This window comes from Streptomyces sp. NPDC047917 (assembly GCF_043204345.1).
Taxonomy (GTDB): domain Bacteria; phylum Actinomycetota; class Actinomycetes; order Streptomycetales; family Streptomycetaceae; genus Streptomyces; species Streptomyces sanglieri.
In genome coordinates this window covers 210905-227394 of sequence record NZ_JBIDCA010000015.1, presented here as the reverse complement: position 1 = coordinate 227394, position 16490 = coordinate 210905, and the positions used below count along the sequence as shown (strand labels likewise).

The 16490-nt window shown below is 69.7% G+C and carries 16 protein-coding genes; 12 read left to right on the top strand and 4 right to left on the bottom strand.

Annotation, left to right across the window (positions count from 1 at the left end; translation table 11 throughout):
* Positions 1 to 192 precede the first annotated feature (192 nt).
* The 8 genes from map to truA all read left to right on the top strand — a co-directional run bounded on the left by map (position 193) and on the right by truA (position 5447).
* On the top strand, positions 193 to 1029 hold the full coding sequence (gene map / locus ACGF8B_RS33570; protein WP_266913322.1) for a type I methionyl aminopeptidase: 837 nt from the start codon (positions 193 to 195) through the stop codon (positions 1027 to 1029).
* Between the two features lie 178 nt (positions 1030 to 1207).
* On the top strand, positions 1208 to 1429 hold the full coding sequence (gene infA, locus ACGF8B_RS33565; protein ID WP_003956442.1) for a translation initiation factor IF-1: 222 nt from the start codon (positions 1208 to 1210) through the stop codon (positions 1427 to 1429).
* Between the two features lie 60 nt (positions 1430 to 1489).
* Positions 1490 to 1603: a 50S ribosomal protein L36 gene (gene rpmJ / locus ACGF8B_RS33560; protein WP_003956441.1), complete on the top strand. Its 114-nt coding sequence runs from the start codon at positions 1490 to 1492 to the stop codon at positions 1601 to 1603.
* Between the two features lie 194 nt (positions 1604 to 1797).
* Entirely contained in the window at positions 1798 to 2178 is a 381-nt protein-coding gene (rpsM, locus tag ACGF8B_RS33555; RefSeq protein WP_014047799.1) for a 30S ribosomal protein S13, read from the top strand.
* Positions 2179 to 2283: 105 nt separating this feature from the next.
* Complete coding sequence (gene rpsK, locus ACGF8B_RS33550) at positions 2284 to 2688, top strand: 30S ribosomal protein S11 (RefSeq protein ID WP_003956432.1); 405 nt, start codon at positions 2284 to 2286, stop codon at positions 2686 to 2688.
* Positions 2689 to 2821: 133 nt separating this feature from the next.
* A complete protein-coding gene (locus ACGF8B_RS33545; protein ID WP_024755423.1) occupies positions 2822 to 3844 on the top strand; it encodes a DNA-directed RNA polymerase subunit alpha in 1023 nt (340 codons plus the stop codon).
* Positions 3845 to 3988: 144 nt separating this feature from the next.
* Entirely contained in the window at positions 3989 to 4486 is a 498-nt protein-coding gene (gene rplQ / locus ACGF8B_RS33540; RefSeq protein WP_392745894.1) for a 50S ribosomal protein L17, read from the top strand.
* Positions 4487 to 4592: 106 nt separating this feature from the next.
* Complete coding sequence (gene truA / locus ACGF8B_RS33535) at positions 4593 to 5447, top strand: tRNA pseudouridine(38-40) synthase TruA (protein WP_392745892.1); 855 nt, start codon at positions 4593 to 4595, stop codon at positions 5445 to 5447.
* 18 nt (positions 5448 to 5465) lie between these two features.
* Here the strand turns inward: truA and ACGF8B_RS33530 are convergent, their stop codons facing one another.
* Both ACGF8B_RS33530 and ACGF8B_RS33525 read right to left on the bottom strand, forming a co-directional pair.
* Entirely contained in the window at positions 5466 to 8570 is a 3105-nt protein-coding gene (locus ACGF8B_RS33530; protein ID WP_392745890.1) for a glycosyltransferase family 2 protein, read from the bottom strand.
* Positions 8571 to 8793: 223 nt separating this feature from the next.
* Positions 8794 to 9648: a hypothetical protein gene (locus ACGF8B_RS33525; protein ID WP_392745889.1), complete on the bottom strand. Its 855-nt coding sequence runs from the start codon at positions 9646 to 9648 to the stop codon at positions 8794 to 8796.
* Between the two features lie 57 nt (positions 9649 to 9705).
* On the opposite strand from ACGF8B_RS33525, the gene ACGF8B_RS33520 reads away from it, so the two are divergent.
* The 4 genes from ACGF8B_RS33520 to glmM all read left to right on the top strand — a co-directional run bounded on the left by ACGF8B_RS33520 (position 9706) and on the right by glmM (position 14283).
* Positions 9706 to 11334, top strand: coding sequence for an ABC-F family ATP-binding cassette domain-containing protein (locus ACGF8B_RS33520; RefSeq protein WP_392745945.1), 1629 nt, complete (start codon positions 9706 to 9708; stop codon positions 11332 to 11334).
* Between the two features lie 341 nt (positions 11335 to 11675).
* Entirely contained in the window at positions 11676 to 12119 is a 444-nt protein-coding gene (rplM, locus tag ACGF8B_RS33515; RefSeq protein ID WP_072486702.1) for a 50S ribosomal protein L13, read from the top strand.
* 44 nt (positions 12120 to 12163) lie between these two features.
* Complete coding sequence (rpsI, locus tag ACGF8B_RS33510; protein WP_030979658.1) at positions 12164 to 12691, top strand: 30S ribosomal protein S9; 528 nt, start codon at positions 12164 to 12166, stop codon at positions 12689 to 12691.
* A 233-nt stretch (positions 12692 to 12924) separates the two neighbouring features.
* Complete coding sequence (gene glmM, locus ACGF8B_RS33505) at positions 12925 to 14283, top strand: phosphoglucosamine mutase (RefSeq protein ID WP_392745887.1); 1359 nt, start codon at positions 12925 to 12927, stop codon at positions 14281 to 14283.
* 138 nt (positions 14284 to 14421) lie between these two features.
* On the opposite strand, the gene ACGF8B_RS33500 is transcribed toward glmM, so the two are convergent.
* Together ACGF8B_RS33500 and coaA are read right to left on the bottom strand one after the other, a co-directional pair.
* On the bottom strand, positions 14422 to 15378 hold the full coding sequence (locus ACGF8B_RS33500; protein WP_392745885.1) for a DUF389 domain-containing protein: 957 nt from the start codon (positions 15376 to 15378) through the stop codon (positions 14422 to 14424).
* 27 nt (positions 15379 to 15405) lie between these two features.
* Complete coding sequence (gene coaA / locus ACGF8B_RS33495; protein ID WP_392745883.1) at positions 15406 to 16401, bottom strand: type I pantothenate kinase; 996 nt, start codon at positions 16399 to 16401, stop codon at positions 15406 to 15408.
* Positions 16402 to 16490: the final 89 nt, after the last annotated feature.

The window sequence follows — 16490 nt, the reverse complement described above, 5'->3', positions numbered from 1 at the left end:
GACCCCTTTGTGCCCGCGCGGCCTTGGTCGCCCCAAACGGCCGAATCGGGCTGTGTGCACACCCCCTCTGTTCTTGTGCTGGCGGCCGGGGCGTCCTGGGGCGCCGCGCCCGACTGTTTGCGCCGTATCGTTGTGTGAGTACGCCGCAGACATCACCGTTCGATGCAGTCCGATGCAGAGAGGCGCCGCGCAATGGTGCAGATCAAGACCCCCGAGCAGATCGCGAAGATGCGCGAGGCGGGGCTGGTGGTCGCTGCCATTCACGCGGCCACCCGCGAGGCGGCGGTGCCCGGCGCCACCACGCTGGACCTGGACCAGGTCGCCCGCAAGGTGATCGCCGACCACGGCGCGAAGTCGAACTTCCTCGGTTACGGCGGGTTCCCCGCGACCATCTGCACCTCGGTCAACGAGGTCGTCGTCCATGGCATCCCGGACGAGAAGACGGTCCTCAAGGACGGCGACATCATCTCCATCGACGCCGGCGCGATCGTCGACGGCTGGCACGGCGACGCCGCGTACACGGCCTTCGTCGGCACCGGTCACGCACCGGAGCTGGTCGAGCTCTCCCGGGTGACCGAGGAGTCCATGTGGGCCGGCATCGCCGCGATGAAGGTGAACAACCGCCTGGTCGACATCTCGAAGGCGATCGAGTCCTACATCCGCCGCCAGCCCCGTCCCGCCACCGGCAAGTACGGGATCATCGAGGACTACGGCGGCCACGGCATCGGCACCGAGATGCACATGGACCCGCACCTGCTGAACTACGTCGCCCGCAAGCGCGGCAAGGGCATCAAGCTGGTCCCCGGCGTCTGCCTGGCGATCGAGCCGATGGTCTCGCTCGGTACGGCGCAGACCGAGGTGCTCCAGGACGACTGGACGGTCATCACCACGGACGGCACCTGGTCCTCCCACTGGGAGCACTCGATCGCCCTCACCGAGCAGGGCCCCCTGGTCCTGACCGCCCCCGACTGCGGCAGGGAGAAGCTGGCGCAGTACGGGATCGAGGCGGCGCCCGATCCTCTGGGCTGACGGAGCCCGGGGGATTTGACCCGCTTGTCGAGGTCTAAGGATCTCCTCCGGTGGGCAAACTTGACGGATTCGTCTTTTGGGGTCCGCTGACGTAGACTGACTCGTCGGCTCTCGTGCATCAGTGTGTCCGCATGCTGTGCCGAAAGTCGATCAAGGTAGCCGATTCGAAAGGCGAAGCGTGGCCAAGAAGCAAGGTGCCATCGAAATTGAGGGCACCGTGATCGAGTCCCTCCCGAACGCCATGTTCAAGGTGGAACTCCAGAACGGTCACAAGGTCCTCGCGCACATCAGCGGCAAGATGCGGATGCACTACATCCGAATCCTTCCGGATGACCGGGTCGTCGTGGAGCTCTCCCCGTACGACCTGACGCGTGGCCGGATCGTCTACCGCTACAAGTAGATCTTGCCTCCACCTCGCTCCTGCGCGGTGACGGCACTGACCCGGAGAACCTGACATCCCATGAAGGTCAAGCCGAGCGTCAAGAAGATCTGCGACAAGTGCAAGGTGATCCGCCGTCACGGTCGGGTCATGGTCATCTGCGACAACCTGCGCCACAAGCAGCGCCAGGGCTGACGCACGACCCCCTGCATCTCGCAGTACTTCGCGCGACGCACGTAAAACGTACATACGCAGAGTCCGTCCAAGCTTCGGCTGACGACACCTCCGGCGGGGGCCGGGGACCCGGGCGTACCACCTCTCGTCATGAGAGGTCGGCGGTCGGGAGCGGCACTGCGGAAGACCCCCGAATTAACAACTGGAGCCATTGAATGGCACGCGTTTCAGGTGTTGACATCCCGCGCGAAAAGCGCGTGGAGGTTGCCCTCACCTATGTCTTCGGTATCGGGCGCACCCGGTCCAAGGAGATCCTCGCCACCACCGGCGTGAACCCCAACACCCGCGTTCGTGACCTGGCCGAAGAGGACCTGGTCAAGATCCGCGAGTACGTGGACGCCAACCTCCGCACCGAGGGTGACCTTCGCCGCGAGATCCAGGGCGACATCCGCCGCAAGATCGAGATCGGCTGCTACCAGGGCATCCGTCACCGCCGCGGCCTGCCGGTCCACGGCCAGCGCACCAGCACGAACGCTCGTACCCGCAAGGGCCCGCGTCGCGCGATCGCCGGCAAGAAGAAGCCGGGCAAGAAGTAGTCCTCAGCGGACGCACTGCGGGCGGCCGGGCCACCGGTCATCCGCAGCAACCAGCGGTCTTCGCTGTAGGACCGATCACCTCCCCTCTCCATCTGGAGTCAAGACATGCCCCCCAAGGGTCGTCAGGGCGCAGCCAAGAAGGTGCGTCGCAAGGAAAAGAAGAACGTCGCTCACGGCCACGCGCACATCAAGAGCACGTTCAACAACACCATCGTCTCGATCACGGACCCCTCGGGCAACGTGATCTCCTGGGCCTCCGCCGGCCACGTCGGCTTCAAGGGTTCGCGCAAGTCCACCCCCTTCGCCGCGCAGATGGCCGCCGAGTCGGCCGCCCGCCGCGCGCAGGAGCACGGCATGCGCAAGGTTGACGTCTTCGTCAAGGGTCCGGGCTCCGGCCGCGAGACCGCGATCCGTTCGCTCCAGGCCACCGGCCTGGAGGTCGGTTCGATCCAGGACGTCACCCCCACCCCGCACAACGGATGCCGCCCGCCCAAGCGTCGCCGCGTCTGATTTCTTCGGGCTCTGCTCCAGGCAGTAGCCCGTGGGTCCGGGCGGTACGGCCCCTTCGGGGTCGTGCCGCCCGTACCCTTGTCAGTATCTGGGGGCGTCAAATAGTGGGCGCCCACGACTGAAGGAACGCAACATGCTTATCGCTCAGCGTCCGTCGCTGACCGAAGAGGTCGTTGACGAGTTCCGCTCCCGGTTCGTCATCGAGCCGCTGGAGCCGGGCTTCGGTTACACCCTCGGCAACTCTCTTCGCCGTACGCTCCTCTCCTCGATCCCCGGTGCCGCTGTCACCAGCATCCGGATCGACGGTGTCCTGCACGAGTTCACCACCGTGCCGGGCGTCAAGGAGGACGTCACCGACCTCATCCTCAACATCAAGCAGCTGGTCGTCTCCTCGGAGCACGACGAGCCGGTCGTGATGTACCTGCGCAAGCAGGGTCCCGGCCTGGTCACCGCTGCCGACATCGCCCCGCCGGCCGGTGTCGAGGTGCACAACCCGGACCTGGTCCTGGCCACGCTCAACGGCAAGGGCAAGCTGGAGATGGAGCTGACCGTCGAGCGCGGTCGCGGCTATGTCTCCGCCGTCCAGAACAAGCAGGCGGGCCAGGAGATCGGCCGTATCCCGGTCGACTCCATCTACTCGCCGGTGCTCAAGGTCACGTACAAGGTCGAGGCGACCCGTGTCGAGCAGCGCACCGACTTCGACAAGCTGATCGTCGACGTCGAGACCAAGCAGGCCATGCGTCCCCGTGACGCCATGGCTTCGGCCGGCAAGACCCTGGTCGAGCTGTTCGGTCTGGCGCGCGAGCTCAACATCGACGCCGAGGGCATCGACATGGGCCCGTCCCCGACGGACGCCGCGCTCGCCGCCGATCTGGCGCTGCCGATCGAGGAGCTGGAGCTCACGGTCCGTTCGTACAACTGCCTCAAGCGCGAGGGCATCCACTCCGTGGGTGAGCTCGTGGCTCGTTCCGAGGCCGACCTGCTCGACATCCGCAACTTCGGTGCGAAGTCGATCGACGAGGTCAAGGCGAAGCTGGCCGGTATGGGCCTCGCGCTGAAGGACTCGCCTCCCGGCTTCGACCCGACCGCCGCCGCCGACGCCTTCGGCGCCGACGACGACGCGGACGCCGGTTTCGTGGAGACCGAGCAGTACTAGTACGCCTCCCGGCCGGGGTACCCGTGTGGGTGCCCCGGTCCGGGCGAGGGCTTTGTCCTCACACACACTTCCGCTCGGCATCCGCCGGGTGGGAACTGACACCGGTACCTGATACGGCCGGTGCAGCACACAAGGAGAAAAACCATGCCTCAGCCCGCCAAGGGTGCCCGTCTGGGCGGCAGCGCTGCGCACGAGAAGCTTCTTCTCAACAACCTCGCGAAGTCGCTGTTCGAGCACGGCCGCATCACCACGACCGAGGCCAAGGCCCGCCGCCTGCGTCCGGTCGCCGAGCGTTTCATCACCAAGGCGAAGAAGGGCGACATCCACAACCGTCGCCTGGTGCTGCAGTCGATCACGGACAAGGGCGTCGTCCACACGCTCTTCACCGAGATCGCCCCGCGGTACGAGAACCGCCCCGGTGGTTACACCCGCATCACCAAGATCGGCAACCGTCGTGGCGACAACGCCCCGATGGCGGTCATCGAGCTGGTCGAGGCGCTGACCGTGGCCCAGCAGGCCACCGGTGAGGCCGAGGCCGCGACGAAGCGCGCGGTCAAGGAAGACGCCCTCAAGGACGAGGCTCCGGCCGAGGCCGTCGAGGACGCCAAGCCGGCCGACGACGCCGAGTCGAAGGACGCCTGAGCGTTCTGAGACCACTGGACGGGCCCGCACCACCCTTCGGGGCGGTGCGGGCCCGTTCCGCATGTACCCGCGTGTGCCGCGTGCACCGGTAGAAAAGGACCCATGGGTGAGTGACGAGGTGGAGCCCGGCTTCGTACGGGTGCGGCTGGACCTGGCGTACGACGGCAAGGACTTCTCGGGCTGGGCGAAGCAGACCGCCAGGCGGACCGTCCAGGGTGAGATCGAGGACGCGCTGCGGACCGTGACGCGTTCCTCGCGGACGTACGACCTGACCGTCGCCGGCCGGACCGATGCCGGGGTGCACGCCCGGGGCCAGGTCGCGCACGTCGACCTGCCCGACGAGGTGTGGGCCGAGCACGGCGACAAGCTGCTGCGGCGGATGGCCGGACGGATGGCGCCGGACGTGCGGATCTGGCGGATCGCGCCGGCCCCGGAGGGCTTCAACGCCCGGTTCTCGGCGCTGTGGCGCCGCTACGCCTACCGTGTCGCCGACCGTCCCGGCGGGGTGGATCCGCTGTTGCGCGGTCATGTGCTGTGGCACGACCGGCCGTTGGACGTGGACGCGATGAACGAGGCGGCCGCCCGGATGACCGGCGAGCACGACTTCGCCGCGTACTGCAAGAAGCGTGAGGGCGCGACGACCATCCGTACGCTGCAGAAGCTGAGTTGGGTCCGCGACGGGGCGAGCGGCATCATGACGGCGACCGTGCAGGCGGACGCGTTCTGCCACAACATGGTCCGCGCGCTGATCGGCGCCGCGCTCTTCGTGGGCGACGGGCGCCGCCCCGCCGAGTGGCCCGCCCAGGTGCTCGCGGCCCGCGTCCGTGACCCCGGCGTGCACGTGGTGCGTCCGCACGGACTGACGCTGGAGGAAGTGGCCTACCCCGCCGATGAGTTGCTGGCCGCCCGTGCCCGGGAAGCGCGCAATGTGCGGACGCTTCCCGGGGGCGGATGCTGCTGAGGGCCGCGGGCCGGGCCGTCAGCGTTTGCGTACGATCCGGGCGACCCGGCTGAGCAGGCGCGGCCTGCGGGGCCGGGGCGCGGCGGCGGCCGGCTTCGGCGGTTCGGGGACTTCGACGCGCAGCGACAGGTCGCGGTGCGGATCGGTCCAGTACGGGGTGATGCGGAGAGTCCGCTCGGTGGGGTGCGCCACGGCGGTGAGCTGGGCGGGGACCTCGGGCGCGCGTACCCTGCCGAGGCGCGCGGACTTGGTCCAGCCGAGCGCGTTGAGGCGTACGGACAGGTCCCAGACGCCCCGGCCGAGCGGTGCACCGGCGACCGCGCGGGCGGGATCCAGTCCGGTGGAGCCGGTCACCTTCAGGCCCCCGTCGCCGCGTACGACGGTGCTCTCCGTGACCATGCGGTACTCGGCGCCGCTGCTGCGCTCCCGCAGGACCAGGACCACGGATGCCTTGTCCGGGGAGGCGCCGCCGGTGAGCGGTTCGGCCGCGAAGCGGTCGAGGAGGGGCCGGGGGAGGCCCGTCGGGGCGAGGACGTGCCGGTCCCCGTCGTCGCCGTCGTCGGTGGTGACTCCGACCGGGCCGTCGGCGGCGTGCAGCAGGGCGTCGAAGGCGATGTGCATCGTGCCGTCGTCCTGCCACGACAGCCCGGTGAGGGTGGGGCGGCAGGCGATGGAGTTCTCCCACTCGACGAGCCGCGCCAGGGAGTCCTGGTCCTCGTCCTCGATCAGGCCGACGGCCACGCGCCGGGAGACCGGAAGGCCCGCCACCGCGGTCTCGGACACCCGGCCGCTCAGTGCCTCGCGGATCTCGTGGAGGATCTCGGTGCGGGCCTCCTCGTCCAGTGCCAGGAACTGTTTGCCGCCGATCCGGTCGAGCACCTCGACGCGCAGCCAGCGCCGGTGCAGCCGGTCGCGTGCCGCTCCGGAACCTGCCAGGGTGTCGGCTGTCTCCAGGAGTGCGGGCAGCGCCGCGTAGAACTCGGCGGCCGGTACGGGGACGGCGGGCCGCTTCGGGCCGTAGTGGTAGCAGACCTGGCCGCCGAGCACGGAGGCGTGGCCCGCCCGCAGATACGCCTGTGCGGTGAACAGCTGCTCGGACAGCGGATGCCGGTCCTCCGGGAAACGGAGGGCGTGCTCGGTGAGGAAGGCCCGGTCGAACAGCTTGTTGGCGGTGAGGCTGTCGGCGAGGGGGTCCTTGGCGAGCGTCGCCCGGGGCCGGTCCCGTACGAAGAGTTCGCGCGGCAGGGCACGGTCCTTGCCGGCGAGCTTGCCGACGACGATGTCGGAGTCGTGCTCCACTCCGTAGTCGTACATCCGCCGCAGCGCCTCGGGGGCGAGACGGTCGCCGGGCTCCATGAACAGCACGTACTGGCCGGTGGCCGCGTCGATTCCGGTGTTGCGGGACGCGGCGTCGCTCGGCGGGAGCACCTCTCCGTCGCCGTCGCCGACGAGGACGACGTCGATCTCGTGGGCGGGCAGCGTCTGGGCGGCGAGCGAGTCGAGCGTTTCCCGGAGCGACTCCGGCGTGGCCTCGTGGGTGGGGACGACGACGCTGACCCTGGGCGGGCGGAGCGCGGGGGTGTCGTCGGTGGCGCGTACGACGAGGGTGAGACCGGTGCCGGTGTGGGCGGGGGTGATCCGGTGGCCGGCGAGGATCTGCGGGGCGGGGACCTGGAGGCCGGCGGCCGGGGTGGCCTCGCCGAGTTCCGCGTACCGGTCGAGGCCGGCTCCGGACAGCCGGACCTGGACCTGCCACCGGCCCTCCCCGAGCGGTCCGCCACCCGCCGCCTGCTGCGGGTCGATCGTCACGGTCCCGGTGACGAGGGGGCGTACGAGCGTGCTGCCGTCGGCGCCGCGTTCTTCCTCAAGGACGAGGGACGTCCGGTGCGGGAGGACCCACACATGTGCGGTCTCCGTGTGGCGCAGCAGAACATCGACCTTGAAGGTCTTCAACTCGCGTGTCACGTCGATGGGTTCGTCGACGATGCCGTCCGTGAGATACGGCGCGAGGAAGTGCCGGTCGCCGTCGCGGGAGAGGACGAGCCCCGAGCCGTCGGGTCTCTCCTCGAAGCGCGCGGTGAACGCGACCTTGAGCCGATCGCGGTTCCAGGTCGCGGACTCTGCTGTGCACCGGGCCCTGAGGTCCGTCTGGCGGAGGGTGAACTCCTCCAGTTCTCCGGGCCGGTTCTGCCGCAGCAGCGTGGAACGGACCCGCAGGAGCGGGGCCAGGCCGTCGTGCATTCCGTCGGTGACGAATTCCTCGGCCAGTTCGCGTACCGCCTCGAACGGGTCGCCGTCGAACCGGGGGTCCATGAGAGCGCCACGCGCCGGTACGCCGAGCCGGGACAGCATCTCCACCCGGTAGAAACGGCGGAGAAGGCGGTCGCGATCGGCCCCCGGCCCGGTGCCCGCGACCACGGTCGCCATGATCTGGCGCAGATTTCCGTAGTACCAGCGCGGGTCCATGAGCGCGGTGCCGGCGTTCTCCTCGTCCTCGCGCGCCCAGTACGAGTACGTGACGTAGTCGCCCACCACCGAGACGACGGACGCCTTGAGGTAGGAGCGGACCATGAAGAGCTGGTCCTCCAGGATCCAGGGGCCTTCCGGGTGCACGATGCCGTGCTCGCGCAGGAACGCGGTGCGGAACATCTTGTGCGGCGTCAGGCTGTCGATCAGCGGCGCGTTCCAGACGGTGCAGGACTCACGGGTCCGGCTCATCAGGCCGTAGGGAACCCCGCGGCTGCGGAAGTTGCTCGCGACCTTCCCGATGACGATGTCGGAACCGTTGCGCCGCCCCATGGCGCAGAGCCGCTCAAGCGCTTCGGGTGCCAAGCGGTCGTCGTGGTCGGCGAACTGCACGTACTCGCCCTCGGCCTGATCGACGCCGACGTTGCGGGGCCTGCCCGGCCACCCCGAGTTCGGGATGCGGGTCATCCGGAAGTGGTCGTGCTCGCCGACCAGGGCCTCCAGCCGCGCGGGGGTGTCGTCGGTCGAACCGTCGTCGACGAAGAGCACCTCGAACTCGTCCGCGGGCAGCGTCTGCCGCAGCAACGAATCGACCAGTGCTTCGATGTGGCTTCCCGAGTTGTACGTCGGGACCACCACCGTGACCTTGACCGCCATCCCACCCCACGCTTTCAGCCGCACACAAGTCCGTCACATCGGACCCGCAGACCCTACACAGGTGAGTTCTCAGGCGTCGACGACGTCACCGCGGGGCCCCGGTGCGGTGTGCGGTGTCCGGGGCGTCGGCGGCCGCGGCCCGGTCCGGCGCCGGCGGCCGCCGTGGCGCGGTACGGGGGAAGGGCGAGGAGGAACGGAAGGCGGACGGGAGCCCCGGCCCGGATCAGGCGGTGGGGGCGGTGGCGGCGGCCGAGGCCTGGAGTTCGCCGCGGCGGTGGATCTGCCGGAACGTGAAGTTCGTCAGGTCGTTGCCGGTGGTGTAGGCGTTCTTGTCGGCCGTGGTGACGCTCTTGCCGTTGGTGAACCCGCTGATGGCGAAGTAGGCGTAGCGGCCGTAGGAGTTGGCGGTGCGGCGGCAGACCGAACCGGCGGGGCAGAAGGCCGGCACGCCCGAGCCGCTCAGCGTGGCGATGCTGCCGCTCGCCTGCCGGGCCGCCTTCTTGGCCTGTGCCTCCGTCGGGAAGACCGCGAGGCCGACGGTGACGGCGACGCCGTCCTTGCTGTAGGTGGCCCGGATCACCTGGTCGCAGCCGTTGTTCACCAGGACCGTGCCGAGCGCGCCCTTCGTGGTCGCGGCGCAGTGCTTCGTCTGCTGCGTCGCGCCCTTGGCGTAGACGCGGTCGCCCATCGTCAGCTTCTTGCCGGGGAAGAAGGTGTCGACGGTGATCGGCGCCCGGTCCTTCTTCGCGTCGGAGATGTAGTCCTTCGGGTTCGGCGGGGGCGGCGGCGCCACCGAGGAGAAGGACGGTTCGGGCTCGGCGGTCTCGCTCGGCAGGTCGCTCGGCGCGGGCAGCTCGCCGGCGTTCTTGCCGGAGCCGGTGGGACTGCTGTTCTTGTTGGCCGAGATGACGGCGGTGGCCACGATCGCGCCGATCGCCGCGGTGGCGAGCACGCCGCCGCCGATCAGCAGCCACCTCTTGCGCCGCTTGCGCGCGGCGGACTCGTCGGCCAGCGCTGCCCAGTCCGGAGTCTGTGCGCCCCCGGGCCCCCAGGAGGGCTCCCCTTGCCCAAAGCTCATGCCGCGATCCTAGAGGAGACGTAAACCGGTTGGGCCAGGGCTTCGCGGGCCGTGACAATGCTGTGTATGGGACATCTTGAAGCGGGCCACCTGGAGTACTACCTACCGGACGGGCGGGTGCTGCTCGGCGATGCTTCGTTCCGGGTGGCGGACGGGGCCGTGGTCGCCCTGGTGGGGGCCAACGGGGCCGGCAAGACGACGCTGCTCAGGCTGCTCGCCGGGGACCTCCAGCCGCACGGCGGCTCCGTCTCGGTGAGCGGCGGGCTCGGCGTGATGCAGCAGTTCGTGGGCTCGGTGCGGGACGAACGCACGGTCCGGGATCTGCTCGTCTCCGTTTCCCAGCCGCGCATCAGGGAGGCGGCCGTCGCGGTCGACCGGGCCGAGGAACTGATCCTCACCGTCGACGACGAGGCCGCGCAGATGAAGTACGCGCAGGCCCTGAGCGACTGGGCGGAGGCGCGCGGGTACGAGGCCGAGACCGTCTGGGACATGTGCACCATGGCCGCGCTCGGCGTCCCGTACGAGAAGGCGCAGTGGCGCGAGGTGCGCACACTGTCCGGCGGTGAGCAGAAGCGGCTGGTGCTGGAGGCGCTGCTGCGCGGGCCCGACGAGGTGCTGCTGCTCGACGAGCCGGACAACTATCTCGACGTGCCCGGCAAGCGATGGCTGGAGGACCGGCTCAAGGAGACCCGCAAGACGGTCCTGTTCGTCTCGCACGACCGTGAGCTGCTCTCCAGGGCCGCCGAGAAGATCGTCAGCGTGGAGCCGAGCCCGGCGGGCAGCGACGTGTGGGTGCACGGCGCCGGCTTCGACACGTACCACCAGGCGCGCAAGGACCGGTTCGCCCGGTTCGAGGAGCTGCTGCGGCGCTGGGAGGAGGAGCACGCCCGGCTGAAGGCGCTGGTCCACCGGCTGCGGCAGCAGGCGGCGATCAGCCCCGACATGGCGTCCCGCTACCGGGCGATGCAGACCCGCTTCAAGAAGTTCGAGGACGCGGGCCCGCCGCCGGAGCCGCCGCGCGAGCAGGACATCAAGATGCGGCTGCGCGGCGGCCGGACCGGGGTGCGCGCGGTGACCTGCAAGAACCTTGAGCTGTCCGGCCTGATGAAGCCGTTCGACCTGGAGGTCTTCTACGGGGAGCGGGTCGCCGTCCTCGGCTCGAACGGCTCGGGCAAGTCGCACTTCCTGCGGCTCCTCGCGGGCGAGCAGGTCGCGCACACCGGGGAGTGGAAGCTCGGGGCCCGGGTCGTACCCGGCCACTTCGCGCAGACCCACGCCCACCCCGAGCTGCTCGGGCACACCCTCGTCGAGATCCTGTGGACCGAGCACGCCAAGGACCGCGGCGGGGCGATGTCCGTGCTGCGCCGCTACGAGCTGGAACGGCAGGGCGACCAGCCCTTCGAGAAGCTGTCCGGCGGCCAGCAGGCACGGTTCCAGATCCTCCTCCTGGAGCTGGCCGGCACGACCGCGCTGCTGCTCGACGAGCCGACGGACAACCTGGACCTGGAGTCGGCGGAGGCCCTCCAGGACGGTCTTGAGGTCTACGAGGGAACGGTGCTGGCGGTCACCCACGACCGCTGGTTCGCGAAGTCCTTCGACCGCTACCTGGTGTTCGGCTCCGACGGGGTCGTTCGGGAGACGGCGGAGCCGGTGTGGGACGAGCGGCGGGTGGAACGGGCCCGGTGACGCGGCCGCCGCACGGCCGGGGGACCCGCACCGGCCGGCCCGTCCGGCGATTGCGGACGAGACCCCCGGCCGCGGGGCCGGCCGGGCCGGGGAACCCCACCGCCGCCCGCCCGGGGGCCACGCGTTTTGACCCGTCCGGGGCGGGGCGGGTAGTCTCGTCGATTGTTATGCGTATTGGCTTCGTCGTTCTCACGCGTAGGGCCCTTACGTAGGTTCTCTGGAGCAGTTACCAGTGGCTCGCATACGGGCAGCGTCCCCGGCATTGTGAGCCCCAGCTGCATGATCGCTTCAGAGGTGCCATGTGTCTGGACCCCATCCACTGAAGAAGCGAAGGCTACGAAGTGCGTACGTACAGCCCCAAGCCCGGCGATGTGACGCGCCAGTGGCACATCATTGACGCGCAGGACATCGTCCTGGGCCGTCTTGCCACCACGGCTGCGAACCTCCTCCGCGGCAAGCACAAGGCGATCTACGCCCCCCACATGGACATGGGCGACTTCGTCATCATCATCAACGCCGAGAAGGTTCACCTCTCCGGCAACAAGAAGACCCAGAAGATGGCGTACCGCCACTCCGGGTTCCCGGGTGGTCTGCGCTCCGTCCGTTACGACGAGCTGCTCGCCAAGAGCCCCGAGAAGGCCGTCGAGAAGGCCATCAAGGGCATGATCCCCAAGAACAGCCTGGGCCGTCAGATGCTCTCGAAGCTCAAGGTCTACGCGGGCGACCAGCACCCGCACGCTGCGCAGCAGCCGGTCCCGTTCGAGATCACCCAGGTCGCGCAGTAGTTCCGGCCTCCCCCTAAGACCAAAAGAAAGATCTGAGGAGAATCGTGGCCGAGACCACTGTTGAGAACCCCATCGAGGGCACCGAGGGCGAAGAGGTCTTCGCCGAGGTGACCACCTTCGAGTCCGAGGTTCCCGTCGAGGGCGAGTACACCAGCGAGTCGCTGGCGTCCCGCTTCGGCGACCCGCAGCCCGCCGCCGGCCTTGGCCGTCGGAAGAACGCCATCGCCCGCGTCCGGATCGTTCCGGGCACCGGCAAGTGGAAGATCAACGGTCGCACCCTTGAGGACTACTTCCCCAACAAGGTGCACCAGCAGGAAGTCAACGAGCCCTTCAAGGTGCTTGAGCTCGACAACCGCTACGACGTCATCGCCCGCATCTCGGGTGGCGGCGTCTCGGGTCAGGCCGGCGCCCTGCGTCTCGGCGTGGCCCGCGCGCTGAACGAGGCGGACGTGGACAACAACCGCGCCCCGCTGAAGAAGGCCGGCTTCCTCTCCCGTGACGACCGTGCGGTCGAGCGCAAGAAGGCCGGTCTCAAGAAGGCCCGCAAGGCCCCGCAGTACAGCAAGCGCTAAACCGCCTGCTCATCTGCTTTACACGTTCGCCCCGGCGGCACTTCTCGTGCTGCCGGGGCGTTCGTTTATCGGCACCCTCGGGCGTATAACGGCATAAGACGTTCATAGGCTTGTTTGTGACGGCTTGGTGTTGCCCGGCGGTCGGTGCGCGGTGTTCCGCGCATCCTGTCGCGGTGTTGCTTTGCTTTGGTTGATTTGGTTGTGCGGTTTCGGAGCATCTTCGGAGGACACCAGTGGGACGACTCTTCGGCACGGACGGTGTGCGCGGTGTCGCCAATGCGGATCTGACGGCCGAGCTGGCGCTCGGTCTCTCGGTCGCGGCGGCGCATGTTCTCGCCGAGGGGAGCACCCTCGACGGGGCCCGGCCGACAGCCGTGGTGGGCCGTGACCCACGCGCGTCCGGAGAGTTCCTGGAGGCCGCCGTCGTGGCCGGTCTCGCCAGCGCCGGCGTGGATGTCCTGCGGGTCGGTGTGCTGCCCACCCCGGCGGTGGCGTATCTCACCGGTGCGCTGGGCGCCGACCTCGGTGTGATGCTCTCCGCGAGCCACAACTCGATGCCGGACAACGGTGTCAAGTTCATCGCGCGCGGCGGTCACAAGCTCTCCGACGAGCTGGAGGACCGCATCGAGTCGATCTACCAGCAGCACCGCTCCGGCGAGCCGTGGGAGCGCCCCACCGGTGCCGGTGTCGGGCGCGTCACCGAGTACGCGGAGGGCTTCGACCGTTACGTGGCCCATCTCGTCGCGGTCCTGCCGAACCGGCTCGACGGGCTGAAGGTCGTGCTCGACGAGGCGCACGGCGCGGCTTCCCGGGTCTCGCCCGAGGCGTTCGCGCGGGCCGGCGCCGAGGTCGTCACGATCGGCGCGGACCCGAATGGCCTGAACATCAACGACGGCTGCGGTTCCACCCACCTGGAGCCGCTGAAGGCCGCCGTCGTCGAGCACGGCGCCCACTTCGGCATCGCGCACGACGGCGACGCCGACCGCTGCCTGGCCGTGGACGCCAACGGCGAGGAGGTCGACGGCGACCAGATCCTGGCCGTCCTGGCCCTCGCCATGCGCGAGGCCGGACAGCTGCGCAAGGACACCGTGGTCGGCACCGTCATGTCCAACCTCGGCTTCAAGATCGCGATGGAGCGGGAGGGCATCCAGCTCGTCCAGACCGCCGTCGGCGACCGCTACGTACTGGAGTCGATGAAGGCCGAGGGCTACGCGCTGGGCGGCGAGCAGTCCGGCCACGTCATCGTCCTGGACCACGCCACGACCGGCGACGGCACGCTGACCGGCCTGCTGCTGGCGGCCCGGGTCGCCGCCACCGGCCGTACGCTCGCCGATCTGGCCGGGGTCATGCAGCGGCTGCCGCAGCTGCTGATCAACGTCCGTGACGTCGACAAGTCCCGGGTCGCCACCTCCCCGGAGATCGCCGCGGCCGTGGCCGAGGCCGAGGCCGAGCTGGGCTCCACCGGACGCGTACTGCTGCGCAAGTCGGGCACCGAGCCCCTGGTGCGGGTCATGGTCGAGGCGGCCGACATCGAGCAGGCCCGGGCGATCGCCGAGCGGCTGGCCGATGTGGTGAAGTCCGCGCTGGGCTGAGGGCTGTCCCGCCAGGAATTGCGGGACAGCCCTCGGGGCCTCTCGTGCGGACCCCGCTCCCCGATCCGGCGTGACCCGAACGAGAGACCCCGGGGTCTCTCGTTCGGACCGGGCCCGGCCCGCCCGCTCCGGATCCGCTCAACCGCCGGACGGGCCCGTGGCGAGGGCCGTCCGGCGGCGGTGGGCGGCCCACAGGGCCTTCTGGACCAGCAGGGTCAGCGTTCCCGCGACCACGATTCCGCCCAGGTTCGCCAGCAGCTGGGACGTGGAGCCGGACATCTGGTGGTAGTCGCTGTAGCTGAACGCCACCGCCGCGTTGGCCGCGGCCGGCACGGTCGTCACCGAGATGGCGACGCCGATCAGCGCCCCGGACTTCGACGAGGTGAGCGAGAGCGTCCCGGCGATCCCGGCCAGGAACGCCACCACGAACGACATCGCGTCCGGCTTCCAGATGAACGCCGTGTTGGGGCGGTCGGCCTCGATCATCGACCGGGTGAACAGCCCGGAGGCGTCCATCAGCCAGGCGAACCCGGCCGTCAGCACCATCGCCGCGGCGAAGCCGCCGATCAGCGCGTACAGGGAACGCAGCGCCAACCGCGGCGCGCGCTGCACCAGGGCCGTGGAGATCCCGGCCAGCGGGCCGAACTCCGGGCCGACCGCCATCGCGCCCACGATCAGGATCGCGTTGTCGAGCATCACACCGCAGGCGGCGAGCATCGTCGCGACGGTGAGGAACGCCACATACGTGACGCTGAACGTCGACTCCTCGTGGGTCGCCTCCGTCAGCTCCTCCCACAGCACCGCGTCCGCGCCCTCGCCCGGCGCGGCCTCCTCGGCCCGGTCGGCGTGCGCGGAGAGCGTCAGGTCCATGTTCTCGACGGTGATCGAACCGGACTTGTCGATCCCGAGGCGGCGCAGCGCGGAGATCAGCCCGTCGCCCGCCTCACGGGCCACGTCGCACAGGATCATGTCGCCCGCCGGGTCGCGGGCGGCCCCGGTCAGCACGACGAGATGTGTCGTGCCGAGGGTGTTGTCCACCAGGTGCAGCACCTCGTCCGTACGGTCGGCGGGGACGATCAGGCGCAGATGCAGCACGTGGTGACTCCCGGAGGGCTCGCAGGCTCAGAGCTTGCGCAGGGACAGCCGCTGGACCTTGTGGTCCGGGCCCTTGCGCAGCACCAGGGTGGCACGGCCCCGGGTGGGTGCGACGTTCTCCACCAGATTGGGCTTGTTGATGGTCCGCCACATCGTCGCCGCGTACTCCATGGCCTCCTCCTCGGAGACCTGGGTGTACTTGCGGAAGTACGAGGACGGGTCCTGGAACGCGGTGTCGCGCAGCTTGCGGAAGCGGTTGAGGTACCAGGTCTCGATGTCCTCGGTGCGCGCGTCCACGTACACACTGAAGTCGAAGTAGTCGGCGAGACCGACCCTGGTCCGGCCGTCGCTGCCGGGCAGCGCGGGCTGGAGCACGTTCAGCCCCTCGACGATCAGGATGTCGGGGCGGCGCACGGCGAGCCGCTGGTCCGGCACGATGTCGTAGATCAGGTGTGAGTAGACGGGTGCGGTCACCTCGTCCTTGCCGGCCTTGATGTCGGCGACGAACCGGGTCAGGGCGCGCCGGTCGTACGACTCGGGGAACCCCTTGCGCGACATCAGCCCGCGGGCCCGGAGCTCCTTCATCGGCAGCAGGAACCCGTCCGTGGTCACCAGCTCGACGCGCGGATGCTCGGGCCAGCGGGCCAGCAGGGCCTGGAGGATGCGCGCGGTGGTGGACTTGCCGACCGCGACACTGCCCGCGACGCCTATGACGAACGGCGTGCCGCGCTGCGCGCCGTGGCCGTTGCCCGCGTCCCCGAGGAAGGTGTTCAGGGCGCCGCGCAGGCCCGAGGTGGCCTGGACGTAGAGGTTGAGGAGCCGGGAGAGCGGCAGGTAGACGTCCCGCACCTCGTCGAGGTCGATGACGTCCCCGAGCCCGCGCAGCCGCTCCACCTCGTCGGCGGTCAGCGGCAGCGGAGTCTTGTCGCGCAGCGCGCTCCACTCGGCGCGGGACAGGTCGACGTACGGCGTCGCCGCGTGCTCGGCGCGTCGGTGGGTGCTCCGTGGCGGCGAAGTGATCACGGGTTCATTGTCGCGGGAGTTCTGCCGCAGTGGGGGGTGGGCTCGGTCACGTGGGGTGGGGCGGAACCGGCGCCGGCCCGCGGCGACGT

Coding starts and splice junctions, on each gene's coding strand:
- map (WP_266913322.1), top strand. CDS start 193: ATGGTGCAGATCAAGACCCCCGAGCAGATCGCGAAGATGCGCGAGGCG.
- rpmJ (WP_003956441.1), top strand. CDS start 1,490: ATGAAGGTCAAGCCGAGCGTCAAGAAGATCTGCGACAAGTGCAAGGTG.
- rpsM (WP_014047799.1), top strand. CDS start 1,798: ATGGCACGCGTTTCAGGTGTTGACATCCCGCGCGAAAAGCGCGTGGAG.
- rpsK (WP_003956432.1), top strand. CDS start 2,284: ATGCCCCCCAAGGGTCGTCAGGGCGCAGCCAAGAAGGTGCGTCGCAAG.
- ACGF8B_RS33545 (WP_024755423.1), top strand. CDS start 2,822: ATGCTTATCGCTCAGCGTCCGTCGCTGACCGAAGAGGTCGTTGACGAG.
- rplQ (WP_392745894.1), top strand. CDS start 3,989: ATGCCTCAGCCCGCCAAGGGTGCCCGTCTGGGCGGCAGCGCTGCGCAC.
- ACGF8B_RS33530 (WP_392745890.1), bottom strand. CDS start 8,570: ATGGCGGTCAAGGTCACGGTGGTGGTCCCGACGTACAACTCGGGAAGC.
- ACGF8B_RS33525 (WP_392745889.1), bottom strand. CDS start 9,648: ATGAGCTTTGGGCAAGGGGAGCCCTCCTGGGGGCCCGGGGGCGCACAG.
- ACGF8B_RS33520 (WP_392745945.1), top strand. CDS start 9,706: ATGCTGTGTATGGGACATCTTGAAGCGGGCCACCTGGAGTACTACCTA.